The sequence below is a fragment of the Paraburkholderia metrosideri genome (genome assembly GCF_904848625.1).
Classification (GTDB): domain Bacteria; phylum Pseudomonadota; class Gammaproteobacteria; order Burkholderiales; family Burkholderiaceae; genus Paraburkholderia; species Paraburkholderia metrosideri.
The window spans coordinates 20,255-45,419 of record NZ_CAJHCP010000001.1; the positions used below are offsets into that span (position 1 = coordinate 20,255).

Genomic DNA, 25,165 nt, shown 5'->3' on the forward strand with positions numbered 1-25,165 from the left:
GCGTTAGCGTTACACGGCATGTCGTGCAATCGCATTGGGTGAGAACCAAAAAAAGCGGCCTGGCTTGCTGCGACGGCTGGCTTGGTGTCTGCACGAAGGGGTCTAGTTCTCACGTGCAAGCCGTCGTTGCTGGCTACTGCCTAACACCTCTCTGGGAGGTGGTCCCCACAATACCCGGTACTGACTGCAATTCGTTCTTACTTGGTCAGGATCAGCTTGCCTAAGCGCGTGGCACGCAGCTGGTAGGTTTCGCCGTTATGCAAGATGCTGATGTGGCTGTGGCCTTGCAGCAGTGCGTCGCTGCGGACCGAGCGCTCCGAAGACGTCTCGGCCGAACCGCTCGCACGGTCCGCGGCAGGCTTCGCTGCGGAGGTGCTCGCCGTCGACGCTTTCGGACGGCTGGTCAGCGCGGCTGCCGAACGGCGCAGGCTGAGGGTAGAGGTTCGGTTGAGATCGGTCATTCGTTTTAGGTGTTTGTCGATTCGATGGATTAATTCTAAATGATAACTATTCCCATTTACAAGGAAGAGAAATTGATCGGTTTCTATTTCTGATAGTCGGGTGGAAAGGAGTAGCAGATCGAACGAGGCCGCTCATGGCTAGCGGCCTCATGGCAGGCGGACGGCGGCGCGGACAGGGCGTCCGCGCAGCGTTCAGGGCAACGAGTGGTTCAATGCAACGAACCCGGCGCCTGCTTCGTCTGCACGTACTGGCGGATCAGCCGAACCGTGTCGATATCGTTCTCCCGATACGCGGACTTCACGATCTCCTGCGTTTGCACCGCGTCCTGATCGGTAGAAACAGGCAGCGTGGTCGCGTACTCGAAGCGCAGGAACAGTTGCAACTCGTCCGGCTGCTCGATCGTCATGGTCAGCGAGCCGCCCACGTAATCTGCGGTCGGCAGGATGTCGTAGCGCACGCTGCGGCTTTCCTCCAGCGTGACGCGATCGCGCACGGTAGCTTTGCCATAATGCAGCTCACGTTCGAGCACATTGCCTTCGCGCGACAGAATCGTGCAGCTGTCGAGCCCCATCACGAACAGTTGCGGCTGCTCGGCGCGCAGCACGAGACCCTCCCACAACTGGTCGCGGGTCATCGAGTCGACGAATGGATTCAACGGATCGTTGATCTGGATAAGGTGTTCGAAATTCAAGACGACAGCGTCCTATGAAAGCGTTGCAACACGTGCGGCCCGTGCGAACCGGGCCGGCTCTTCAGCCCCTCGCCGCATTATGCGACGGCGAGGCCCGAACGGATCGTGATGGAATGCGTGAGAATCTTGTGAACTGGGCACGCATTGGCGATTTGCAAGAGCCGTTCCCGCTGCTCGTCGGACAGATCGCCTTCGAGCACGATCTTACGGTCGATCGTCGAGCCTTCGGCGCCAGTTTCGATCGACAGGGTCACGCGCACATCGTTGAGCGGCCAGTTCTTGCGTTGAGCGTACATTTTCAGCGTGATCGACGTGCACGCACCGAGACTCGACAGCAACAGCGTGACGGGCGTCGGACCGCGATCGCCGCCGCCGAGCGACTCGGGTTCGTCGGCCAGCCACGTGTGCTTGCCGTCGTCAAATAAGACCTGGTAATTCGTCGAACCGATGTGGGCGGTGACGGTGGGCTCTGCCATGCGCGCTCCTGAACAGGACGGAAAATCGCCGCGCGCCAACGCTCATTGCGATAAAACGGCGAGACGCGCGGTTCGAGCCGCTATTGTGAACGAAAGTGAACGGAATTACCGGGGTTGGCGCCTTCGTGCTGACCTGCGTGAAGGTGGGGGATGTCTGTGGGCCTGCACGGGAAACGGCAGGCGTAGCGCGCTGTTTGTGGCATCTGAGTCGCCTATGTATTTTTAACCGCGTCCGGCCGAGGCGATTGAAAAAGGTGGGGGTAGAGCGATTCGCCCGGCAATCTCCCCCACCTCGACGCGACGCTCGTCGCGAACGCCACGCGTCGGGTTCAGTGCGATATCTCGCCCATACGGCCAGCCTGGTAATCCACCACCGCCTGGCGGATTTCGTCCTCCGTATTCATCACGAAAGGACCGTAGCGCACCACGGGTTCCTTCAGCGGCACGCCACCCAGCAACAGCACCTCAAGCGGTTCCGTGCCGGCGGTCAGCGTGACGGAGTCGCCGTCGTTCTGAAACACCACCATCTTCTGCGCGTCGATTTCCTGCTTCGCTTCGCCTTCGCCATAAAGGCCCTTGCCAGACAATCCATAAGCGAACACGCGATAGTCCGCGGGCACCGGCTGTGTGACAGTTGCGCCGGGTTGCAACGAGAAGTGCTGATACAGGATCGGCGTGCGCGTTTCGATCGCGGCCTTCACACCGAGCGCTTCGCCGGCGATTACCTTGACGCGTACCTTGCCGTCCGCAGAGGTCGCGACCGGAATGCTCGAAGACGGCATTTCCTGATAACGCGGCGCGATCATCTTGTCGCGGCGCGGCAGATTCACCCACAGTTGCAGGCCGTGCACGCGTCCGCCGGTCCGCACGAACGAGGGATCGGGCATCTCGCTATGCACGACACCCGCGCCGGCAGTCATCCATTGCACGTCGCCCGCATGCAGGGTGCCGGAATGGCCGGCCGAGTCTTTATGGCCGAACTGGCCTTCGAGCACATACGTCACCGTTTCGAAGCCACGATGCGGATGATCGGGCGCGCCCTTGGCCTCACCTGGCGCGTAGTCGATCGGGCCCATTTCATCGAGCAGCAGAAACGGATCGAAATCCATCAACAAGCGGGTAGGAAACGGACGGTGGACGACGAAGCCGCCACCTTCGGTCGTGCGTACGGCGGGAAACGTGCGTTCGATCGTGCGTGCCGAAGTCATCAAAGTCACCTTGAAAAATGGGGAATAGCGTTATTTTTGAAACATGGAGCTATTATAGGGACCGTTTTTCGAGGTGCCAGCCGCCGTCACGCAATGGATTGTTCTATTACTGGAACGATGAGATGAAGATCGATTCACATAACCTGAATGACCTGATGTACTTTTCGCAGGTCGTCGAACACGGCGGGTTTTCCGCGGCCGAGCGGGTGCTGGGCATCTCGAAGTCGCGGTTGTCGCGCCGTCTGACCGAGTTGGAGGCGTCGCTCGGCGTGCGTTTGTTGCAGCGCTCCACGCGTAAGCTGGCGCTGACCGAGGCCGGTCAACTGTTCTATCAGCACTGTCAGGCGATGCTGAGCGAGGCGCAGGCGGCGGTCAACGTCGTGCAGCAGCTACGCTCGTCGCCGCGCGGCACGGTGCGGGTCAGCGTGCCGGTCACGATCTCGCAGACCATTCTGTCGACCATCCTGCCGGAATTCATGCACCGCTATCCCGAGGTGAAAGTGGTGATGCGGGTGACGAACCGGGTGGTCGATCTGTTCGAAGATTCCATCGACGTCGCGCTGCGCGTGCGCTCCGATCCGCCGGAAAACGCCAACATTGTCGTGCGGCCGTTATGGCGCACGCAGCAGATGCTGGTCGGCGCGCCCAGTCTGTTGCAGCAGAATGCGCCGCCGTTGCTGCCTGCCGATCTGAATCGCTTCGAAACGCTCGACGTGCCGACCGGCGACGGACGCCACGTGTACAACCTGATTTCACCGGACGGCACACGTCACGCGCATGAGCACGATCCACGCCTCGTGACGGCCGATCTGATGACGATCCGCGAAGCCGTGCTCTCGGGCGTCGGCATCGCTGCATTACCGGAAATGATGTATGGCTCCGCGTTGCGTGCGGGGCAGTTGTCGCCGGTCATGCCGGGTTGGACCTTTCCCACGCCGCAGTTGTACGCGGTATTCGTGTCGCGCCAGGGAATGGTGCCGGCGGTGCGTGCGTTCGTCGATTATCTGGTTGAAATGCTCGATCCCGACGATGGAAAACACATCATGGGCGAGTGTCCGGTGCGAGAAGCCAAAGCCGCGGCACAAGCGTCGTTCGCTACGGCGATATAGCAGGTCCCAAGCATCGCAGCATCGTTTTTAGCATTTAAGCGCGGACTGTCATGAGTACTTTCAATGGCTGTTTTCTTGAATGCGCGCGTTCGCGGACCTATAGTGAAATCCCTTCGCTAAGGAGTCTCTTATGCGAAAACTCATGGCCGCTATGATAGTCGGCCTGATAGGGCTGAGCGCGCTGTCCGTGTCGATCACGGCTGTCGCATGCGATGATTCTAGTAGCCCTCATACTTCGACCGAGGGCAAATGATCACGCCGCCCGAAGGCGCCGAGTGCGCACAAAAAAAGGCCTTCATCTGACGATGAAGGCCTTTTACTTTTAGCCCTTGTTTTAAGGGCTTTTGTTACTTTTTGGTCGGCTGCGTGACGAAGCCGATCTTGGTGAGGCCGCCAGCTTGCGCCGCCGACATCACCTGCGCCACTTTCTCGTACGGGACCTTGCGGTCCGCGTCCAGATGCAGTTCCGGTTGCGGCTCTGCTTGCGCGGCCGCGGCGATCTTTGCGTTCAGCGTCGCGTCGTCGACCTTCTGGTCGTCCCACATGACGTTACCGTCCGCGTCGATCGCGATGGTGACCTGCGCGGGCTTCGTGTCTTCCTTCTGACTGCTTGCATGCGGCAGATCGATTTTGACCGCGTGACGGATCACCGGAATCGTCACCATGAAAACAATCAGGAGAACCAGCATGACGTCGACGAGCGGCGTCATGTTGATTTCGTTCATCAGGCCGTCGTCATCGTCGCCGGCGAAGGGGCTCATTGCCATCGGATTGCCTCGTCGATCAGTTGACGCGGGTCGCGAGACGCAGGCCGTCGCCAGCCGCTGCGCCAGCGCCGCGCTTGGACGACGACAAACGTGCGCCCGTCACGAAGAACGCATGCAGACCGTGCGCGAAGCGGCTCAGCTTGGCGACGAATGCCTTGTTGGCGCGCGTCAGTGCGTTATAGCCGAGCACAGCGGGAATCGCGACGAACAGACCGAATGCGGTCATGATCAGCGCTTCACCAACCGGACCGGCGACCTGGTCGATCGACGACTGACCGCTTGCGCCAATCGCCAGCAGCGCGTGATAAATGCCCCACACCGTGCCGAACAGACCGACGAACGGCGCCGTGCTGCCAATCGACGCGAGAATCGCGAGGCCGCTCTGCATGCGCGTGACACTTTCGTCCATCGTGTCTTTCAGGCAGCGTGTGACCCAATCCGACACGTCCATACGGTCGTGCAGATGCGGTTGCGTCTGATGATGGTGATCGGCCGCTTCCTGCCCCGACAGCGCGAGCGCGAGGAACGGGTTGTCCTGCGGCGTCGACGAACCGGCGCCGAGTTTCTTGATGCCGTCGGCGAGATCGTCCGAATGCCAGAACGCCTGATCGGCATTCTTCGTGAGGCGCTTCAGGCGCATCACGTTCCACGCCTTGATGACGATCACGCTCCACGACATCACCGACATGATCAACAGCGCGAGCGCGATACCGCGCGTCACGAAATCCCCTTGCGCCCACACGTGCGCCAATCCGTAGTTTTGCATTGCAATTCCTTATTTTTAAAATCTGCTTCAGTTTCAGTCGTCCAGACTGAAGGCGAAAGGCTGGTTGTACGCGGCCCGAATCGGCTGGCCGTTTTCAAGATAGGGTTTGCAGGAACTGGCGCGCACGGCGTCGAGCGCTGCGTCGTCGAGGCGGCTGAAGCCGCTGCTCTTTTTGAGCTCGATGCTTTCGAGTTTGCCGGTCAGGCCGACCACGAATTTCACGTAGGCGGTGCCGGTTTCACCACGACGCTTTGATAGCGACGGGTAATCCGGCTTGGCGATATTGCATTCCAGGTGCGACACGTTCTTCGGCGCAGCGATGTCCATTGTCTGACGGCCGATGGCGGGCGCGGCCGGTGCTGGCGGCGCAACCGGAGCAGCCGGCGCGGGTGGCGTCGGGTCCGGTGCTGCGACTGGCGTGGGCGACGGCGCGGCAGCCTCATGCAACGGCGTGGGCGTCGGCGTGGGTTTCGGGGTCGGCTTCGGCTGAACCTTGGGCTTCGTGTGAACCGGCTGCGTCGGCGTGGGCGGCGGTGGCGCGATGGATTGCATCGCGACCGGCGCGGCAAGCGGCGCGGGCGGCAACAATTGCGCCGTCATCACGTGCGATTCGAGCGCAACCTGCGGGGGCTCATGACGCAAGGTCATGATCACGGCCAGCAACGCAACGTGAACCCCAGCAACAATGGCGGTCGCGGCTAGCGCGCGGGAATTCGTTCGAACGGATGAAGCCGGCGGAGCGCCGGTAGAAGCGATATGCGAGGCCTGCATTTCAGTGGGGCAACGCGCTGTCGAGGCAGCGCGTCCAGCTAGACATCGTCATGTTCGGAAGATCAGCAGCGAAATGAACAAAGTAGTCACGAAACCAATCAGCAATTCCATCTCAAACTCCTTTAAACGGGTGAGCGGGTAGCTGGCTGGTACGGGTACTGGCTTGCTGACGGCAGTGGGATAAAACGAACAGCGAACGAACGGGTCCGTTGAATGAATGGCAGACAGTTCAGACGCGGCTCGCGCCGCGTCGAAATGATGCGTCAGGCGGCCTTGAGTTCGTAAAACGTCAGCGGTACGGCTTGCGTCTGATGATGGTCCACACCACAGCGGCTCGCGCAGACGCCGCTTTGCAACATCACGTCGCGCACCGATTCCTCGCACTTGCCACAACAGGAAGCGACACCCAGCTCAAACTGAAGCTCGTCGAACGAATCGACACCTTCCGCAATCGATGAGCGGATCGTTCGGTCAGAAACAGACTTGCAGACACAGACAATCATGGCAGGGCGTCATAGCTAACGTTAATGCGAATTATTATCATTCTGTTCGAGCCGTTTGGCAAGCGTCATGAATGATTTTTTGTAACAAAACCAGACTCTTAGAAGGGTTTCGTCTACGCAGCGGCTTCTGGCGGGGCGCGCAGCCTCGGGCAGAAGCGCTCAAGAAGTGTGCAGAAATACGCCCGGAGGCGCTCTGGCAACAGGCGCGACGCTGACTATGCCGCTTGGGAGTTCGGGGCAGCGGTGCGGCGCGAAGGGATCACCACCGTATCGACATAGGTGTCTATATGGAGGAGGGTGGCGGCCAGTTGCTGCTGATGGCGGCCGTCGCCGGTCGAATAAAAACGGGGCGGAACAGCGGCCGCGTTGTCCGGCGCAGCGCGCAGGCCGTGTTGATCCAGCACGCGTTCGAGCTGGCGGGCGATCGCCACGCTGGTGTCGATCAGTGTGAGCCGGTCGCCGACGATATCGCGAATCGCCGCATCGAAAAAGGGATAGTGCGTGCAGCCGAGCACGAGCGTGTCGGCGCCCGCGTCGAGCATCGGCTGAAGGTAGCTGCGCAGCAGCGCGCGCAGTTCGGCCGAGCTGATATCGCAACGCTCCACCGCCTGGACGAGCCCGTGACCCGGCTGGCATAAAAAGCGGCAATCGGCGGCGTAGCGTTCGAGCAGCCCCTGAAAGCGCGCGCTGCGCAGCGTCACTTGCGTGGCAAGCACGCCGGCGACGCGAGTTTTCGATTGCAACGCGGCAGGTTTGACGCCAGGTTCTACGCCGACCAGCGGAATAGTCAGCTTTTCGCGAACCTGGGCAATGGATTGGGCGGTCGCCGTGTTGCAGGCCACCACCAACGCCTTTGCCCCTTGCTTCACCAGCCATTCGCCGATGGCGAGCGTGCGGTCGGTGATGAAGTCGTCGTCGCGCTCGCCATACGGGGCGTACAGCGAGTCGGCGACGTAGAGCAGTGCTTCGTCGGGCAATTGCGCCCTGACCGCCCGCAGTACCGATAAACCGCCGAGACCCGAATCGAAAATGCCAACCGGTGCGCGCGAAGCGTCACTTGGGGTGAGCGTGCTGACGGTAAGGGTCGGCGATGATTCGGGCATAAGCGGCGATCACGCGCGTTACGCGCGCTCGAAGGAGAGTCGGGAAAACAGGATGCGCAAGTATATCGTCAGCGCGGCGCGGGTCAGGGTGAAGGCGAAAAAAATGCCACGGCAGAGGCCGTGGCATTTGAGCGAACGCATGAGTTGATTCATGAGCGTTGCGGTGTATTGCAGCGTGGCCCGATCAGGACTCGATGCCGCCCATTGCCGATTGCTGGTAGTTCTGGATTCCGATCTTGCCGATCAGGTCGATCTGCGTTTCAAGCCAGTCGATGTGTTCTTCGGTGTCGTCGAGAATCTTCGTGAAGATTTCGCGCGAGATGAAGTCGCGAACCGATTCGCAATGCACGATGGCTTCTTTACACGTGCTCTGCGAAATCTGTTCAAGCTTCAGATCGCATTCGAGAATCTCTTTGGTCTCTTCGCCGATCAGCAGCTTGTGCAGATCTTGCAGATTGGGCAGGCCGTCGAGCATGAAAATACGTTCGATCAACCAGTCGGCATGCTTCATTTCGCCGATCGATTCGTCGTATTCATGCTTACCGAGTTTTTCAAGGCCCCAATGCCGGTACATGCGCGCATGCAGGAAATACTGGTTAATGGCGGTCAGTTCGTTTTTCAACTGGGCGTTCAGATATTCGATGACCTTTGTATCGCCTTGCATGGTGTGTCCTTTTAGGGGTTTCTATGGTGGTTTCCAATTTTCCAGAACAATAAACGGCGAAGCTCAAAAAGCCAAGCCAAAAATGCAGTTTTGGGCTTGATTTTGAAGGTTTTTTTGCGTGATGCTTATTGTTCTCATTTCGTCATAAAAAAACCGGGGCACGAGGCCCCGGTTTCTATTTTCAGTTGATCTGACTATCGGTCAATCTGGCGATCAAACCGTTGCGACTGGAATCTTGCCAATCTTTGCCTGCCATTCTTTCGGGCCGGTCTGATGCACCGACGTACCGGTCGAATCGACCGCCACCGTGACCGGCATATCCTGGACGTCGAACTCGTAAATGGCTTCCATGCCGAGGTCTTCGAACGCGAGAACCTTTGCGCTGCGAATCGCTTTCGACACCAGATACGCTGCGCCACCCACCGCCATCAGATAAGCCGCCTTGTGTTTCTTGATGGCTTCGATTGCAACGGGACCGCGTTCCGCTTTGCCGATCATCGAGATGAGGCCGGTTTGCGACAGCATCGTCTCGGTGAATTTGTCCATGCGGGTAGCCGTGGTCGGGCCTGCGGGACCCACTGCTTCATCACGAACAGGGTCGACCGGGCCGACGTAGTAAATCACGCGGTTGGTGAAGTCCACCGGCAGCTTTTCGCCCTTGGCGAGCATATCGGCGATGCGCTTGTGCGCCGCGTCGCGGCCCGTCAACATCTTGCCCGACAGCAGCAGCGTCTGGCCCGGCGTCCAGGACGCAACCTGTTCCGGCGTCAGCGTGTTCAGATCGACGCGCTGGCTCTTTTCCGTGTCCGGTTCCCACTGCACTTTCGGCCATGCGTCGAGCGACGGCGCTTCCAGCTTCGCGACACCCGAACCATCCAGCGTGAAGTGCGCATGGCGCGTTGCCGCGCAGTTCGGGATGATCGCGATCGGCTTGGACGCAGCGTGCGTCGGGGCGGCCATGATCTTCACGTCGAGCACGGTAGCGAGACCACCGAGACCTTGCGCGCCGATGCCGAGCGCGTTGACCTTCTCATGCAATTCAACGCGCAATTCTTCGATCCAGTCTTGCGGGCCGCGTGCGATCACATCCTGAATGTCGATCGGGTCCATCAGCGATTCCTTGGCCATCACCATCGCTTTTTCAGCGGTACCGCCGATGCCGATGCCGAGCATGCCCGGTGGGCACCAGCCTGCGCCCATGGTCGGCACGGTCTTCAGAATCCAGTCGACGATCGAATCCGACGGATTCAGCATCGCGAACTTCGACTTGTTTTCCGAGCCGCCGCCCTTGGCTGCAACCTGCACGTCGACGGTGTTGCCCGGCACGATCTCGTAGTGGATCACGGCCGGCGTGTTGTCTTTCGTGTTCTTGCGCGCGCCTTCGGGCGGGCTCACGATCGACGCGCGCAGCACGTTGTCCGGGTTCAGGTAACCACGGCGCACGCCTTCGTTGATCATCTCGGTAACGCCCATCGTCGCACCGTCCCAACGCACGTCCATGCCGACCTTCACGAACACCGTGACGATGCCGGTGTCCTGGCAGATCGGGCGCTTGCCTTCGGCGCACATACGGCTGTTGGTGAGAATCTGGGCGATGGCGTCTTTCGCGGCCGGGCTCTGTTCGAGTTCGTACGCGCGGCCGAGTGCCTGGATGTAATCGAGCGGGTGGTAATAGCTGATGTACTGAAGCGAATCAGCAATGCTCTGAATCAGATCTTCCTGTTTGATGACGGTCATAGCTAGCTCAGTGGGGACAACGGCGCTTCTATTCCGATCACGATGCAGTGCGGTCGGTTGCGCGCCTTAGGGATGGAAACTTGTAATGTCTGAATCGCAGTCGGGCGCGGTCAGTCGTGCGCCTTCATTGGAGTCGAACCTTTAGCCGAGCCGACGGCGTGCAACATGGCCGGCTCTTCAAAATGCTTGGGATGCGTATGCGTGGTGAGGCGGTCGACCACTGCCATCACGAGCGCCGACACGAGGAACGCGACGTGAATGATCACCTGCCACATGATGGTATGTGTCGAGTTCTGGTCGGGGCTGATGAAGGTCTTCAGCAGATGGATGGACGAGATGCTGATCAGCGCCATCGACAGTTTGACTTTGAGCACGCCGGCATTCACGTGGTCGAGCCATTCCGGCTCGTCCGGATGACCTTCCACGCCCAGCCGCGACACAAACGTTTCATACCCGCCGATGATCACCATGATCAGCAGGTTCGAGATCATCACCACATCGATCAGGCTGAGCACGACCAGCATGATGTTGGTTTCGTCGAGCGTCATCGAGGCCGTGATGAGATGCCAGACCTCTTTCAGAAACAGCACGACGTACACGCCTTGCGCGACGATCAGGCCGAGATAGAACGGCACCTGCAGCCAGCGGCTCATGAAAATGATGGCGGGCAGCGGACGCATCGGGCGGCGCTGACGGAGAGAGTCGGGTCGCGAAGCGGACATAGGCAAGAGTCAGATGAAACGCGGTTGACGGAACAGGGACCAGATGCGCGGACTCGAGGTGCGGGCCGTTGAGCGGGCGCTGCACAGGAATCGGGCACGCAAAACCAGGCGCCGACGGCGCGGTGCACAGCCAGGAGAGGCCGGAAAAGCTCGCGTCAGGCGCGCTATTGTACAGCGTCGGGTCGGTTTGCTGCGGCGCGGCGGGCAGGGTGACGGATAGACGCTTGAGCAGCCGCGTGCGCGGTGTCAGCCCGTGGCGCCGGAGATCGGCGCCGCCGCGCCACGGTTCACGAGCCTCGCGCGCGGCGTTCCGGTCAGGACGCGACCGGCGGCACCCGCTTTGGCTTCAGGCTGGCGAGGCCAATCCCCGCGATCACGCAGGCGAGCGCGAAGCCGTGCGCGAGGGTTGGCCGCTCGCCGAGAAACGCAATGCCATAGATCGCCGCGGCCACCGGCAGCACGGCGCTGAAGACCCCCGCGAGACTGCCCGGCACATGACGGATGCCCTTCATCCATAGCCAGAACGAAAAGATGCTGGCCGACAGTCCGTACCACAGCACCAGCGTCCACACGCTGAGCGGCACCGCGCGATAGTCGAAGTGCGCGAGCGCGCCGGCGCCGAACGGCAGCATCAGCAGCAGGCCGAACAGATGCGTGTACGCGCAGATGTCGATCGGCTCGAGCGTTTGCGTGAGACGGCGCGACAGAATGATATAGAGCGATTCGCAGCACACCGCGCCGAGCACCATCAGATTGCCGGCGAGCGACGTCTCGCCACCCGCGTTCTCTGCCACGTGCACGAGGTTGATCACGACGACGCCGACGATAGCCAGGGCGATCGACGCGAGCGCGCGTCCGTTCGGACGCTCCTTGAGGATCAGCCACGACAGCAGCGCCACGACCGCCGGGATCGTACTGGTGATCACGCCGGCCGCGACGGCGCTCGTGCGGTGCACGCCGTTGAGCATCAGCAGCGTAAACCCGAAAGTGCCGAACAGCGCCTGCAAAAACAGATTGACCCATTCGCCGCGTTTGACGCGGCGCAATTTGGCCATGCGCAGCAGTGGCCACAATACCGCCATCGCGATCACGAAACGCAGCAGCGCAAATAGAGGAACAGGGACGAATTCGACGATCGATTTGCCGATACCGACATTGCTGCCGACCAGCAGCATCGACGTAATGAGAAGCAGGGAGTAGCGATTCAAGCTGGAATCCAGACGGCTAGTTCAGTTAGCATTGTAAGAGGCCGTGTGAGCCAGCGTAAAGAAGGGTGGCTGGCTGCATGACAGGGCGGCATGCAGGATGCGCGCGGCGCAAGCGGGTTCGACATGCCGATCTGCTAGTTCGACTCCATGAATGCGCGGTAACGCGTAGCATGCGCGCCATGCATTCGGCGTCTCGGCTTGCATGGTGTGCAGTCGGTTCGCGCTCTAAGGGTTTTCGCTTGCCAGTCCGGGCCGCTCGCGTAAGTGGCCGGTAAGTTGCAGCGCTTATGTTTAAGCCCAGGCGACACAGTTCGTCGCGCACCTTTTCATGTTGCAATGCCGCATGAGCGTGCCGTACCGACGAGCGAGCGGTGCCGTGCCGCGACGATCGGTGATCGACGGTCGGGGCAGCGCGCCGCGTGCATCGTGCATGGTCGTGTAGTCGAGAGCGGCTTGAACAACGTAGCAAGACATGACGCGCGATACGCGCGTCGGCATGGATTGACGTTTCATCTTCACCAAGGGGTTGTCGATGTCTGCGATTGAATCGGTTCTTCAGGAACGCCGTGTTTTCCCGCCCTCCGCTGAAGCAGCGGCTGGCGCAGCGATCTCCGGCATGGACGCATACCGGGCGCTCGCCGCTGAAGCGGAGCGCGATTACGAAGGTTTCTGGGGGCGTCTCGCCCGCGAAACGCTGAGCTGGAACACGCCTTTCACCAAGGTGCTCGACGAATCGAAAGCACCGTTCTATACGTGGTTCGAAGACGGTCGGCTGAACGCGTCGTATAACAGCATCGACCGTCATGTCGAAGCGGGTAACGGCGAGCGCGTGGCGATCGTCTTCGAAGCCGACGACGGCACCGTCACCAACGTCACCTATCAGGATCTGCTGCAACGGGTGTCGCGTTTCGCGAACGCGTTGAAAAAGCGCGGCGTGAAGAAGGGCGACCGCGTGGTGATCTATATGCCGATGTCGATTGAAGGCATCGTCGCCATGCAGGCTTGCGCGCGGATCGGCGCGACGCATTCGGTCGTGTTCGGCGGCTTCTCGTCGAAGTCGCTCAACGAACGACTGGTCGACGTGGGCGCGGTCGCGCTCGTCACGTCGGACGAACAGATGCGCGGCGGCAAAGCGCTGCCGCTGAAGAACATCGCCGACGAAGCGCTCGCCATGGGCGGCTGCGAAGCGGTCACGAGCGTGATCGTTTATCAGCGTACGGGCGGCAAGGTCGCATGGAACGACGCCCGCGATCTGTGGATGCATGAGCTCACCCAGGCCGAGTCGGATCAATGCGCGCCCGAGTGGGTCGGCGCGGAGCATCCGCTGTTCATCCTCTATACGTCGGGGTCGACCGGCAAGCCGAAGGGCGTGCAGCACAGCACGGGCGGCTATCTTTTGTGGGCCGCGCAGACGCTGAAGTGGACCTTCGACTGGAAGCCCGCCGACGTGTTCTGGTGCACCGCCGACATCGGCTGGATTACCGGGCATAGCTATATCACGTATGGTCCGCTGGCGCTCGGCGGCACCCAGGTCGTGTTCGAAGGCGTGCCGACCTACCCGAACGCGGGCCGCTTCTGGGACATGATCGCGAAGCACAAGGTCTCGCTGTTCTATACGGCGCCCACGGCAATCCGCTCGCTGATCAAGTCCGCCGACGCCGATCCGAAAGTGCATCCGAAGAGCTATGACCTGTCGACACTGCGCATCATCGGCACGGTCGGCGAGCCGATCAATCCGGAAGCGTGGATCTGGTATCACGAGAATGTGGGCGGCGGCCGTTGCCCGATCGTCGATACGTGGTGGCAAACCGAAACCGGCGGTCACATGATCACGCCGCTGCCGGGCGCCACGCCGCTGGTGCCGGGTTCGTGCACGCTGCCGCTGCCGGGCATCATGGCCGCGGTCGTCGACGAAACCGGGCAGGACGTGCCGAACGGGCAGGGCGGCATTCTGGTCGTGAAGCGTCCGTGGCCGTCGATGTTGCGTAATGTGTGGGGCGACCCCGAGCGCTACAAGAAGAGCTACTTCCCCGAAGAACTCGGCGGCACGCTGTATCTCGCCGGCGACGGCGCGGTGCGCGACAAGGAAACCGGCTACTTCACGATCATGGGCCGGATCGACGACGTGCTCAACGTGTCGGGCCACCGGCTCGGCACGATGGAGATCGAGTCGGCGCTGGTGTCGAATCCGCTCGTCGCCGAGGCCGCCGTGGTGGGCCGTCCCGATGCGACGACCGGCGAAGCGGTCTGTGCGTTCGTCGTGCTGAAGCGCGCGCGTCCGGAAGGCGAAGAAGCGGTGAAGCTCGCCAACGAACTGCGCAACTGGGTCGGCAAGGAGATCGGACCGATCGCCAAACCGAAGGACATCCGCTTTGGCGAGAATCTGCCGAAGACGCGTTCGGGCAAGATCATGCGCCGCCTGTTGCGCTCGCTTGCGAAGGGCGAGGCGATTACCCAGGACGTGTCCACGCTGGAGAACCCGGCGATTCTCGATCAGCTTGGCGAGTCGCTCTGAGGTTCGACTTTGCCCGGTCTCATGGGGCAGGTGTCAGGTCGAAGCGTGTCGCGCCATACGTTTGCGACCTGATCTCCAGCCTGACGCCCGCGAGGGCGTAGGGGTTCGAGCCCTCTTCCTCGCACCATAAGAATCACGTCGCCCAAGCCACCGCGCGGTCAATCCCGATTGCCTGCGCGGTGGCTTTTTGATACATAGGCGCATGACCGCGCCGCACCACTCCTCTCATGCAACGCTGAACCCCGCGCCCGAACCGCCTGCGGTCTCGGCGGCGATGGCGCGCGCGCATCGGACCTACTGGCGCTTCAACCTCGTGCTGATCGCCGCGCTGATGGCGCTTGGCTTCGTCGTCTCGTTCGTGTTGCCGTTGATGGCGCCCGCGTTGTCGCAAGTGCGTGTCGGCGGCTTCAGGTTGCCGTTCTACTTCGGCGCACAGGGCGCGATCCTCGTGTACCTTGCGTTGATCGTCGTGTATATCGTGCTGATGCAGCAAGCCGACCGTCGGCTGCAACGCGCTTTCGATGCCGATGCCAACGAGCGTCGGCAAGCCGATGCCAGCGTGCCCGCCAACGAACGCGAACGCGGACGCTGAGCCACTCGATGAAGCTCACGCATCGGCTCATCCGCTCTTACGCGCTTTATACGCTCGGCTTTCTGCTTTTCATTTACGTAATGTGGCGCATCGAGCGCACGACCGGTCCGGGTGTGTGGATCGGCTATGTGTTCCTGTTCGTGCCGATCGCCGTGTATGCAGTGATCGGCTTGCTGTCGCGCACGTCCGATCTGGTCGAATACTACGTCGCGGGGCGGCGCGTACCGTCCGCATTCAATGGCATGGCGACCGCTGCCGACTGGTTGTCGGCGGCGTCGTTCATTGGTCTCGCCGGCTCGATCTATGCAACCGGATACGACGGCCTCGCGTATCTGATGGGCTGGACCGGCGGCTATTGCCTCGTCGCGTTCCTGCTCGCGCCGTATGTGCGCAAGCTCGCGCGCTACACGATTCCCGATTTCCTCGGCACGCGTTTTTCGAGCAACGCGGTCCGCGGACTCGCGGCCCTGGCCGCCATTCTTTGCTCGTTCGTTTATCTGGTCGCGCAGATTCAGGGCGTGGGGCTGATCGCAACACGTTTTATCGGCGTGGATTTCGCGGTCGGTATTTTCTGCGGACTCGCGGGCATTCTGGTGTGTTCGTTTCTCGGCGGCATGCGCGCGGTCACGTGGACCCAGGTCGCGCAGTACATCATCCTGATCGCCGCGATCCTGATACCTGTGTCGATGATCGCGCACAAAGACGGCCTTGGCTGGGTGCCGCAATTCAGCTACGGTCGATTGATGGAGCGCATGGAAAGTCTCGAGAAACAGGTGCGCGACGCACCGCTCGAACAGACCGTCCGTGACGATTACCGACGCCGCGCGACGCTGATGCAGATGCGACTCGACACGTTGCCGCAATCGTTCGTCGACGAGAAGCTGCGTCTTACGCAGGAGGTCGCTGATCTACGCCGCCACAACGGCCCATTGCGCGACATCAAGGAACGCGAGAGGGCGCTCGAACAGTTCCCCCGCGACGCCGCTGCCGCGCAGATTGTCTGGACCCAACGCCGCGATGAAATGCTGATGCGCGCGGCCGCGCCGGTGCCGATGCACGAACCGTTTCCCACCACCAGCGACGAAGACCGGCGCACGCATGAGCGCAATTTTCTTTCGCTGCTGCTGTGCCTGTCGTTGGGAACCGCGAGCTTGCCGCATATCCTGACGCGCTATAACACGACGACGTCGGTGGCCTCCGCGCGCCGCTCGGTCGGCTGGACGCTTTTCTTCGTCGCGCTGTTTTATCTGACGGTGCCGGTGCTGGCCGTGCTGATCAAGTACGAGATGCTGACCAGCCTGGTCGGCCATCATTTTTCGGATTTGCCGCAGTGGCTGACGCAATGGCGCAAGGTCGAGCCGAGCCTGATCAGTCTGGCCGACACCAACGGCGATGGCATCGTGCGTTGGAGCGAGATTCAGATGCAGCCCGATATGGTCGTGCTCGCCGCGCCCGAAATCGCGGGGCTGCCGTATGTGATGTCGGGGTTGATTGCGGCAGGCGCGCTGGCCGCGGCGCTTTCCACTGCGGATGGTTTGCTGCTCACGATCGCCAATGCGTTATCGCACGACGTGTATTACCACATGGTCGATCCGGGCGCGTCGAGTCAGCGGCGCGTGACGATCTCGAAGATCCTGCTGCTGGGCGTGGCGTTGTTTGCGTCGTATGTGGCGTCGTTGAATACGGGGAATATTCTGTTTCTGGTGGGCGCGGCGTTTTCACTGGCGGCGTCCAGTCTGTTTCCGGTGCTGGTGCTGGGCGTGTTCTGGAAGCGCACGACGCGGCTTGGCGCGGTGGCCGGCATGGTGGCGGGGCTGGTGGTGTGCATCTATTACATCGTCTCGACGTACCCGTTCTTTACGCAGATGACGGGGTTCGCCGGCGGCCGATGGTTCGGTATCGAGCCGATCAGTTCAGGCGTGTTCGGCGTGCCGGCGGGGTTTCTGGTGGCGATTGGGGTGAGTCTGATCGACAGAAAACCGGATGCTTATACGATCGCATTGGTCGACTATATCCGGCATCCTTAGACGGCTTTGCGGATGGGTGTGGCATAAGGCGCGAAGTTTGCTATAATTCGGCTCCCCGCCGGAGAGATGGATGAGCGGTTTAAGTCGCACGCCTGGAAAGCGTGTATAGGTTAATAACCTATCCGGGGTTCGAATCCCCGTCTCTCCGCCAAGAACAAATGATAAGCCGTTGAATCCACTAGGATTCAACGGCTTTTTGTTTTGGCGCCCCGCAGACGGCTATCCGGTCGATGGCAGAACCCGCTCCGATCCCCGCCAGCATCCACCGCGAACAGATTGCGTACAATTGCCGCTCCTCCCCGAACCGGCGAAAGAAGAGTGCGTGCCACACACCCCGCGCGAAGCCGTCAGCTGAACCAGTCAGCACAACCTCACTGCGAGTTCGGGTTTGAAGCCAGCATGACCACCCATCATCACCTAACGGCGATCGAGACCACTTGCGCCATTGGGCCAGCCCCGTAACGAACTCACACCATGTCCACCGACCCGACCGGCTCCGAATCCTTCAGCTTGCCAAAACACCCCGCATTCCAGCGGTTCTGGTGCACACGTATCTTCTCGTCGCTGTCATTCCAGATGCTCGCCGTCGCCATGGGCTGGCACATCTATGCGCTCACTCATAGCGCGTTCGCGCTTGGCCTCGTGGGCCTAGCGCAGTTTCTGCCGATGTTCGCGTTGACGCTCGTCGTCGGCCACGTCGCCGACACATTCGACCGCCGCCGCATCGCAGCCATCTGTCAGAGTCTCGAAAGCGTCGCTGCGTTGCTATTCGCGTTCGGCACGTTCGGTGGCTGGATCAGTGCGCCAGTCATCTATGTGCTCGCAGCATGCGTCGGTGCGGCTCGCGCGTTCGAATCGCCGGCAGTCGCTTCGCTGCTGCCGGCCGTCGTGCCTCGTGGGCAATTGCCCAAGGCGACCGCATGGGCCACGTCCGCGAATCAGACTGCGCAGATCGCGGGGCCTGCATTGGGCGGCCTGCTTTACGGCATCGGCCCCGGCACGGTCTATCTCGCGTGCGCGCTATCGTTCGCCGCCGCTGCGGCGGCCGTGTGGAGTATTCCGCTGCAGACCAAACCGGCCGTTCGCGCACCGGTTACGCTCGAATCGGTGTTCTCGGGTATTGCCTTTATCCGCAAGGAGCCCGTGATTCTCGGTGCGTTGTCGCTCGATCTTTTCGCGGTGCTGTTCGGCGGTGCGACTGCATTGCTGCCCATTTTTGCGCGCGACGTCCTGCACGCGGGTCCGTTGGGTCTTGGTCTGCTGCGCTCAGGCACGGCCATTGGTGCACTTGCAGGCACGATCTGGCTCGCGCATTTTCCGTTGCGTAACCGGCCCGGCGCGGCGATGTTCGGCGGCGTGATTGCATTCGGTCTAGCCACACTGGTGTTCGGTCTGTCGAATCAGTTTTTCGTGTCGCTGCTTGCGTTGATTGTGCTGGGCGCGTCCGACACCATCAGTGTGGTCGTGCGTCTGTCACTCGTACAGTTGCGTACGCCGGATGAAATGCTCGGCAGGGTGAGTGCGGTCAATTCGCTTTTCATCGGGACGTCGAATCAATTGGGCGAATTCGAATCGGGTGTGACCGCAGGGTGGTGGGGCGCACGCCCCGCAGTGTTGGTGGGCGGTATCGCAACGATCACAGTCGCATTGCTATGGATGAAGTTATTTCCGGAACTTCGGCTGACCCGTTCGCTGGAAAAAGAGCCAGAACTGGCGCCGGCCAAATGAGCAGACTCAATCCTGAGTGCCAGATCTGATCGACGATTGAAGATGAGCCGCTTCCAGATCTGGAAGCGGTTTTTTTTGACCGGGATCTATTTGATCTCGTGTTCCAACGCCTGAATAAACAACGAAAATAATTCAGGCTGCGTCGAAATGCCGAGCTTGTTATAAAGATTTCGCCGGTGCACTTTCACTGTTTCCGGCGAAATTCCGAGCCGTTCGGCAATTGCCTTCGATGAATTTCCCCGCAATACCAGGCGCGCTATTTCCATCTCCCTGTCGGACAGCAACTCGGCGCCAAATACAGCGAGTGTCTGTTGGACCCGTCCTGGCAGATCGCCATTATCGCAATTGTCGTTCGAGAGGGTGTTCATGCATGTCAGATGCTGTTTGATGAGCGAAATCACCCACGGTGTGCACACGGCTAGCCGCCCGATCGAGTCGGGGTGAAATCGCGTTCTCGCGCCGAACGACAACATGACCGTGCCTTTTATAGTCGTCTGATTGACGACCAGTTGCACTTCGTCTTCTCCCACCACATCGCGGAAATAGGTCAGAAAGTACTCGCTTTGCCGGAATAGATCAGGCGCAATTTCTTCCAGCCGATGTAAACCATCCGCCAGACCTTCATGCGCGGATTGCAGGAACGGGTCCAGAAGATAGAGCCCATTCAGATAAAACGGCACGGGTGACGGTGACCCTGCTCCTGCTGGACAGTACTCGGCAAACACATGGGGCGTGCCGTCCGCGACGACCTGCAAGGCGAGTGCATTGTCGAAAGGAATAACTTCGTTAAGAAAGAGAATCAGGTTCTTCCAGAACCTCGGTTTATTGAGATTGTCGATCAGGCGCGCGAGCGCGTGATGGGTTGCGATTTCCGTGAACAATCGACTATTCATGCGTCTGAATCCTGTTGAGTAACCCTAATCGGTAATGGCGCGATGTAAGTTGGAGTCCTACACTTTGCCGACGGTGTTCAAGTATGAGTGCCGAACCAATCGTTGCAAAGGAGAGCACGATGCAAACCACGGATTTCTCGGCCAGAACACCGGACCTGCCGTTGACGCCGGATACCTCACGCACCCTGAAACAGTCGCTTGGCGTGTGGGATGTCGTGATGATCACCGTATCGGGCGTCACGCCTGCCAGTTCTCTATTCGTCATCGCGCCAGTTGCGATCCAGCAGGCCGGCAGCGGAGCGGTTATGTCATTCATTCTGGGTGGCACGCTCGCGTTGGCATTTGCGCTTTGCTATGCGGAATTGGGCGCGGCCCATCGCAGCGCGGGCGGTGAATATGTGATGGCGAAGCGCGTGTTTGGCGCGCTGCCAGGCTATCTCATTTTCATCGCTATGCTGGCGATCTGCGCATTCATTCCTGCCGTGCTGGCGAGCGGCGCAGCGCATTATCTGAACAACGCACTCGGCACAAACTTTAGCGACGAGTCGGTAGCGCTTGTCGTCGTCGTGATGGGGTATGTCGTCGGCACGTTGAACATCAAGATTAACGCGTGGATTACGGGGGCATTTCTGGCTGGAGAAGTACTGGTTCTGGTATTGATCGCCTATCTCGGATTCTCGTCGCCGCACCGCGCGATCAGTGCGCTGATTACACCCGAAGTGGCGAGTAACGGCACGCTTATTCCAGCCACTATTGCGATGCTGATTCCGGCAGTCGGTACGGCGATTTTCTGTTTCAACGGCTTTGGCGCGGCGGTCCTTCTGGCGGAAGACCTGGAAGGTGGCAACCGTAATGTGGCCAGATCGGTGATCTATTCGCTGCTGGCGATCCTGCTGGTGGAGTTGATTCCGTTGACGGCAATCGTAATCGGCGCTCCGTCATTGGTCGACCTGTCAGACAGCGCCGATCCGATTGGCTATGTGATCGGCGAATTGGGCAGCCCCGAGATGACGCGCGTCGTCAGCGCAGGCATTTTCCTGTCGGTGTTCAACGCCATCATCGCTCTGGTGATTCAGATAGGACGTCTGCTCTACAGCAGCGGGCGTCATGCATTGTGGCTGCGCGGCTGCAATCGCGCCTTTACGCACATCCATCCGAAACTGGATTCGCCGTGGCTTGCCACGCTGGTGATGGCGGTTCCGTCGACCCTGCTGCTGTTCGTATCGAGTCTCGACCAATTGACGGCTTTCACGGTTGATCTGCTGCTGGTGATCTACATCACAGTCGCATTGGCGGCCTTGTTGAGCCGCATGATCAGACGGGATGTCGATCATCCCTATCGCATGCCGTTCTGGCCTCTGCCGCCGCTGGTGGCCATCTCTGGCGCGTCATACACGCTGTACACGACGCTGGCCGCCGCGAGCGGGCCGCGGGACCTGTACATCATTGGCGGGCTGCTGCTGTTCGGGTTGGTGATGTACGCAGTGTGGGCGCGCCATAGCGCAACGTTTCATGAAATTTAAACAGAAGGAATAGAGCAATGCGTATCAGGGAACTCGGCGTGCGTATCGGGCGCGGCATGCCAGGGCGCTTTAATTCGATTACCGATGTCGACGGCGTTCGCGTCGGGCATCACACGTTGAATATCGAGGCAGGCGACGCGTCGGTGCATACCGGCGTGACCATCATCGAGCCGCGTGCAGGCCTTGCACGCAGTCAGCCGTGTTTTGCGGGCTGCCATGTACTGAATGGCAATGGCGATGCAGCCGGTCTTGAATGGATCCGGGAAGCCGGCTGGCTCGCCACGCCAATCGCGGTCACCAATACACACAGCGTGGGTGCGGTGCGAGATGCATTGATCGCGGCCGAACGCAACGAAGTGAAAGACAGTGTGTACTGGTGCATGCCGGTCGTTCTGGAAACCTTTGATGGAATCCTGAACGATATCTGGGGGCAGCACATTACCGTCGATCATGTCCGCCGTGCGCAAGCCGACGCAAGAAGCGGGCGGGTGATGGAGGGCAACGTCGGCGGTGGCACGGGAATGATCTGCCACGAGTTCAAGGGCGGTATCGGCACGGCGTCGCGGGTATTGCCACCCGCTGAAGGTGGCTGGACGGTGGGCGCGTTGGTGCAGGCGAACTATGGCAGACGGGACGCGTTGCGTGTCGCGGGCTATCCGGTGGGGGAGGTGCTGCGCGATATCCATTCGCCGTTTCGCGATACCGCGGGTGGCCGTCGGGGAGAAGCGGGTATGGGATCGATCGCGGTCACGCTGGCGACCGACGCACCGTTGCTGCCGCATCAATGCACGCGGCTCGCGCAGCGAGCCAGCGTCGGCGTTGCCAGGATGGGCGGCGGAACGGAAGACGGGAGTGGCGACATATTCGTCGCGTTTGCGGTGGGCAATTCCAATTTGCCGGTGACGGACTACACGCGGATTGGCAAATCCAGCACCGTCGTCACGATGGTGAATAACGATCACATGTCAGCGCTATTTATGGCCGCCGCTGAAGCGGTCGAGGAAGCGATTGTCAACGCGCTGCTGGCTGCGACCGACATGACCGCGCGAGGCGAGCGAGCGGAGGCGATCGGCGCTGCACGATTATTGTCGGCGCTTCACGAAACAGGTTGGCGGTCGACCCGCATGCCGGTCTGAGCGGGCCCATTCCCGTCGGTTGAAGAAGTGCGCGTGCCGATCCACGCCGGTTCGCGTTGATTCGCACCCGCTATGATGATGCCATCGTCACTCGGCCAATATCATCATGCGCATTGCTCCTTTACCTCCGCTGCAATGTCTGGTCGCGTTCGAATCGGCCGTGCGCCATGCGAGTTTCACTAAAGCCGCTGCGGAGCTGCATCTGACGCAAAGCGCCGTGAGCCGGCAAATCGCACAACTCGAAGACTTTCTGGGCCGCTCGCTGTTCGTGCGTGAGCACCGCGCATTACGTTTGACGATTGCGGGCGAAGGGTACGCGAAACATGTGCAGTGGTTGCTCGCCACGTGCTCGGAAGCCACACTCGACGTGATGAAGCGCTACGGCGATCTGGAACTGACGATCGCATGTTCATCGGGTGTCGCGGTGTTGTGGCTGACACCGCGACTCGGCGCGTTTCGTGCCGCGCATCCGAATGTGAAAATCAGAATGATCGTGCGTGACGGGCTCGCATCACTGTCGCCCGCGGAATTCGACGTGGGGTTGTACTACAGCCGTCAGCGCGCCGAACCGCATTTCACCGCACGTCGCATTTTCGACGAAGAGGTGTACCCGGTGTGTTCAGCCGGATATCTCGGTGGTCGGGTGCTGGAACCAGCGGATCTTGCGCACGAAACCCTGCTGATGCAGGAAGACGGTCAACGGCAATGGATGTCATGGCCCGAATGGTTCCGTCTGAACAACGTTCAGATGCCGGCGTCGCCGCGAGCGGTCGTCGTCAATCATTATCCGCAACTCGTGCAGATGGCGATTTTGGGGCAGGGCATCGTGCTCGGCTGGCGTCATATGATCGACGCCTGCCTGAACGAAGGGGTGCTCGTGCGGGCAACACAAGCGTCGGCGAGTCATGGCGGCGGCTATTACGTGGTGTCGCCGAACGACCGCTCGCAGAATCAGGCGGCGCGCCTGTTCACGCGCTGGCTGTTCGAGCAGGCCGACGAGCAGATGGGTAGAGCGGCAGGCTGACGCCATGCGGGAAATAAGGTTCGCATGCGCTACACGCATGCATGCATGCGAATCTTTCGTTTCGAAAACAAATCAGGTCTCTCTACGATCAGTGTCATGCATGCGAAAGCGCCATTCGATCACGGCGTGGCGCGTTGCCGACCTAATTGCCCGACAGGCAGCCAGATGAGGAAAGAGACCATGCAAGGAACGCTTTCATCCGCCGTCCCGCTTTCCGTGGACACGCTCGCGCGGCAGCGGCGCCGCGCCATTGTTGCGACCGTGCTCGGCAATGGGCTCGAGTGGTTCGACTTCACGGTGTACAGCTTCTTCGCGGTCATCATCGCGAAGCTGTTCTTCCCGACCGGCAATGAACTGACTTCGCTGCTGCTGGCCGTGGCCACCTTCGGTGTGGGCTTTTTTATGCGGCCGGTGGGCGGCATCGTACTGGGCGTCTATGCAGATAAAGTCGGCCGGAAAGCGGCGCTCTCGCTGACCATTCTGTTGATGGCAGCCGGTACAGCGCTGATCGGCCTCGCGCCGACCTATGACCAGATCGGTCTGTGGGCGCCGGTACTGATCGTGCTCGCGCGCTTGCTGCAAGGCTTTTCCGCCGGCGGCGAAATGGGCAGCGCGACGGCCTTCCTCACCGAATATGCACCAGCGGACAAACGTGCGTTCTATTCGAGCTGGATTCAATCGAGTATCGGCTTTGCGGTGCTGCTGGGCGCCGCGGTCGGCACGTTCGTGACGGCCAGCCTGAGTGCCGAGTCGCTGCACTCATGGGGCTGGAGAATGCCGTTCCTGATCGGCATTCTGATTGGACCGGTCGGCTATTTCATTCGCAGCCGCATGGACGAAACGCCAGCCTTTAGCGCAGTTGCCGAAGAGGCCAAAAACGATTCACCGCTTGCCGATGTATTCCGCAGCTTTCCGCGCGAGACGTTTGCCAGCTTTTCGATGGTCATTCTGTGGACCGTTTGCACCTACGTGCTGCTGTTCTATATGCCGACGTATTCAGTGCGTACGTTGCATCTGCCGCAATCGACCGGTTTTCTCGCGGGCATGTTCGGCGGCTCGATGATCATGTGCTTCTCGCCGGTGGTGGGCATGCTGGCGGACCGCTTCGGCCGGCGACGCTTTCTTTCGGGTGCGGCTGCACTGATCCTCGTGCTCGCATGGCCAATGTTCGCCTATATCAACAGCGCGCCTGGTCTCGCTTCGTTGATGGTATTTCAGGGCGTGTTCGGCCTGCTGATCGCGACCTATACGGGGCCGATTCTCGCGGCGTTCTCCGAACTGTTCCCGACCAAAGTTCTGTCGACCGGCCTCTCGGTGGCGTACAACTTTGCAGTGACGATTTTCGGCGGCTTCGCACCGTTCTTTATCACGTGGCTGATTGCGTCGACGGGCAGCAACATGGCGCCGGCGATCTACGTGATGATCGCGGCGGCGATCAGCCTGTGCGGTACTTTCTTCGTACGCGATCCGCGTCAACGCCGAGCTTGAGCAGGCGCGTCCGGCACGCTCCACGCCGGACGAATTCGTTCATCCAGTCAGG

24 protein-coding genes and 1 tRNA gene are annotated in these 25,165 nt (G+C 60.6%); 10 read left to right on the forward strand and 15 right to left on the reverse strand.

Annotation, left to right across the window (positions count from 1 at the left end):
- Nucleotides 1-197: 197 nt before the first annotated feature.
- The 4 genes from hemP to LMG28727_RS00110 form a co-directional block, all read right to left on the reverse strand.
- On the reverse strand, nt 198-461 hold the full coding sequence (gene hemP / locus LMG28727_RS00095) for a hemin uptake protein HemP (protein WP_201640278.1): 264 nt from the start codon (nt 459-461) through the stop codon (nt 198-200).
- A gap of 209 nt (nt 462-670) precedes the next feature.
- Nucleotides 671-1,153: an SRPBCC family protein gene (locus LMG28727_RS00100; protein ID WP_201640279.1), complete on the reverse strand. Its 483-nt coding sequence runs from the start codon at nt 1,151-1,153 to the stop codon at nt 671-673.
- Between the two features lie 77 nt (nt 1,154-1,230).
- Nucleotides 1,231-1,629, reverse strand: a complete 399-nt coding sequence (locus tag LMG28727_RS00105; protein ID WP_201640280.1) for an OsmC family protein — start codon at nt 1,627-1,629, stop codon at nt 1,231-1,233.
- Nucleotides 1,630-1,958: 329 nt separating this feature from the next.
- Complete coding sequence (locus tag LMG28727_RS00110) at nt 1,959-2,837, reverse strand: pirin family protein (RefSeq protein ID WP_201640281.1); 879 nt, start codon at nt 2,835-2,837, stop codon at nt 1,959-1,961.
- A 122-nt stretch (nt 2,838-2,959) separates the two neighbouring features.
- On the opposite strand from LMG28727_RS00110, the gene LMG28727_RS00115 reads away from it, so the two are divergent.
- The gene (locus LMG28727_RS00115; RefSeq protein WP_201640282.1) at nt 2,960-3,946 is read left to right on the forward strand and encodes a LysR family transcriptional regulator; all 987 of its coding nucleotides are present in this window, start codon (nt 2,960-2,962) and stop codon (nt 3,944-3,946) included.
- Between the two features lie 347 nt (nt 3,947-4,293).
- On the opposite strand, the gene LMG28727_RS00120 is transcribed toward LMG28727_RS00115, so the two are convergent.
- From LMG28727_RS00120 to LMG28727_RS00160, 10 genes are all read right to left on the reverse strand, one after another.
- Nucleotides 4,294-4,713 (reverse strand): ExbD/TolR family protein, encoded by a 420-nt coding sequence (locus LMG28727_RS00120; RefSeq protein ID WP_201640283.1) that lies wholly within the window; start codon nt 4,711-4,713, stop codon nt 4,294-4,296.
- Nucleotides 4,714-4,729: 16 nt separating this feature from the next.
- Nucleotides 4,730-5,479 carry a MotA/TolQ/ExbB proton channel family protein gene (locus LMG28727_RS00125; protein ID WP_201640284.1) on the reverse strand — a complete coding sequence of 250 codons (750 nt, stop codon included), beginning with the start codon at nt 5,477-5,479 and terminating at the stop codon, nt 4,730-4,732.
- Between the two features lie 33 nt (nt 5,480-5,512).
- Nucleotides 5,513-6,250: an energy transducer TonB gene (locus tag LMG28727_RS00130; RefSeq protein ID WP_201640285.1), complete on the reverse strand. Its 738-nt coding sequence runs from the start codon at nt 6,248-6,250 to the stop codon at nt 5,513-5,515.
- A 263-nt stretch (nt 6,251-6,513) separates the two neighbouring features.
- Nucleotides 6,514-6,753: a (2Fe-2S)-binding protein gene (locus LMG28727_RS00135; protein WP_201640286.1), complete on the reverse strand. Its 240-nt coding sequence runs from the start codon at nt 6,751-6,753 to the stop codon at nt 6,514-6,516.
- Between the two features lie 215 nt (nt 6,754-6,968).
- Complete coding sequence (murI, locus tag LMG28727_RS00140) at nt 6,969-7,856, reverse strand: glutamate racemase (RefSeq protein ID WP_201640287.1); 888 nt, start codon at nt 7,854-7,856, stop codon at nt 6,969-6,971.
- 18 nt (nt 7,857-7,874) lie between these two features.
- Complete coding sequence (locus LMG28727_RS34480; RefSeq protein WP_268960417.1) at nt 7,875-8,009, reverse strand: hypothetical protein; 135 nt, start codon at nt 8,007-8,009, stop codon at nt 7,875-7,877.
- 31 nt (nt 8,010-8,040) lie between these two features.
- Nucleotides 8,041-8,520, reverse strand: a complete 480-nt coding sequence (gene bfr / locus LMG28727_RS00145) for a bacterioferritin (RefSeq protein ID WP_201640288.1) — start codon at nt 8,518-8,520, stop codon at nt 8,041-8,043.
- Nucleotides 8,521-8,733: 213 nt separating this feature from the next.
- The gene (locus LMG28727_RS00150; RefSeq protein WP_201640289.1) at nt 8,734-10,257 is read right to left on the reverse strand and encodes a fumarate hydratase; all 1,524 of its coding nucleotides are present in this window, start codon (nt 10,255-10,257) and stop codon (nt 8,734-8,736) included.
- A gap of 110 nt (nt 10,258-10,367) precedes the next feature.
- Nucleotides 10,368-10,937 carry a TIGR00645 family protein gene (locus LMG28727_RS00155; RefSeq protein ID WP_236591570.1) on the reverse strand — a complete coding sequence of 190 codons (570 nt, stop codon included), beginning with the start codon at nt 10,935-10,937 and terminating at the stop codon, nt 10,368-10,370.
- Between the two features lie 356 nt (nt 10,938-11,293).
- The gene (locus LMG28727_RS00160; protein ID WP_201640291.1) at nt 11,294-12,187 is read right to left on the reverse strand and encodes a DMT family transporter; all 894 of its coding nucleotides are present in this window, start codon (nt 12,185-12,187) and stop codon (nt 11,294-11,296) included.
- Nucleotides 12,188-12,719: 532 nt separating this feature from the next.
- Between LMG28727_RS00160 and acs the strand changes: the two genes are divergently transcribed.
- From acs to LMG28727_RS00185, 5 genes are all read left to right on the forward strand, one after another.
- The gene (acs, locus tag LMG28727_RS00165; protein WP_201640292.1) at nt 12,720-14,702 is read left to right on the forward strand and encodes an acetate--CoA ligase; all 1,983 of its coding nucleotides are present in this window, start codon (nt 12,720-12,722) and stop codon (nt 14,700-14,702) included.
- A gap of 202 nt (nt 14,703-14,904) precedes the next feature.
- Nucleotides 14,905-15,294, forward strand: a complete 390-nt coding sequence (locus tag LMG28727_RS00170) for a DUF4212 domain-containing protein (protein ID WP_201640293.1) — start codon at nt 14,905-14,907, stop codon at nt 15,292-15,294.
- Nucleotides 15,295-15,302: 8 nt separating this feature from the next.
- A complete protein-coding gene (locus tag LMG28727_RS00175) occupies nt 15,303-17,321 on the forward strand; it encodes a sodium:solute symporter family protein (protein ID WP_201640294.1) in 2,019 nt (672 codons plus the stop codon).
- Between the two features lie 60 nt (nt 17,322-17,381).
- Nucleotides 17,382-17,472, forward strand: a tRNA-Ser gene (locus LMG28727_RS00180).
- Nucleotides 17,473-17,795: 323 nt separating this feature from the next.
- Nucleotides 17,796-19,049 (forward strand): MFS transporter, encoded by a 1,254-nt coding sequence (locus LMG28727_RS00185; RefSeq protein WP_201640295.1) that lies wholly within the window; start codon nt 17,796-17,798, stop codon nt 19,047-19,049.
- An 86-nt stretch (nt 19,050-19,135) separates the two neighbouring features.
- On the opposite strand, the gene LMG28727_RS00190 is transcribed toward LMG28727_RS00185, so the two are convergent.
- Nucleotides 19,136-19,942, reverse strand: a complete 807-nt coding sequence (locus LMG28727_RS00190; protein WP_201640296.1) for a response regulator transcription factor — start codon at nt 19,940-19,942, stop codon at nt 19,136-19,138.
- A 119-nt stretch (nt 19,943-20,061) separates the two neighbouring features.
- Here LMG28727_RS00190 and LMG28727_RS00195 point away from each other — a divergent pair, with 119 nt between their 5' ends.
- The 4 genes from LMG28727_RS00195 (at nt 20,062) to LMG28727_RS00210 (ending at nt 25,113) form a co-directional block, all read left to right on the forward strand.
- Nucleotides 20,062-21,465, forward strand: coding sequence for an APC family permease (locus tag LMG28727_RS00195; RefSeq protein ID WP_201640297.1), 1,404 nt, complete (start codon nt 20,062-20,064; stop codon nt 21,463-21,465).
- A gap of 17 nt (nt 21,466-21,482) precedes the next feature.
- Nucleotides 21,483-22,601, forward strand: coding sequence for a DmpA family aminopeptidase (locus LMG28727_RS00200; RefSeq protein ID WP_201640298.1), 1,119 nt, complete (start codon nt 21,483-21,485; stop codon nt 22,599-22,601).
- A 106-nt stretch (nt 22,602-22,707) separates the two neighbouring features.
- Nucleotides 22,708-23,625: a LysR substrate-binding domain-containing protein gene (locus LMG28727_RS00205; RefSeq protein WP_201640299.1), complete on the forward strand. Its 918-nt coding sequence runs from the start codon at nt 22,708-22,710 to the stop codon at nt 23,623-23,625.
- A 180-nt stretch (nt 23,626-23,805) separates the two neighbouring features.
- Nucleotides 23,806-25,113, forward strand: coding sequence for an MFS transporter (locus tag LMG28727_RS00210; protein WP_201640300.1), 1,308 nt, complete (start codon nt 23,806-23,808; stop codon nt 25,111-25,113).
- The last annotated feature ends 52 nt before the right edge of the window (nt 25,114-25,165 follow it).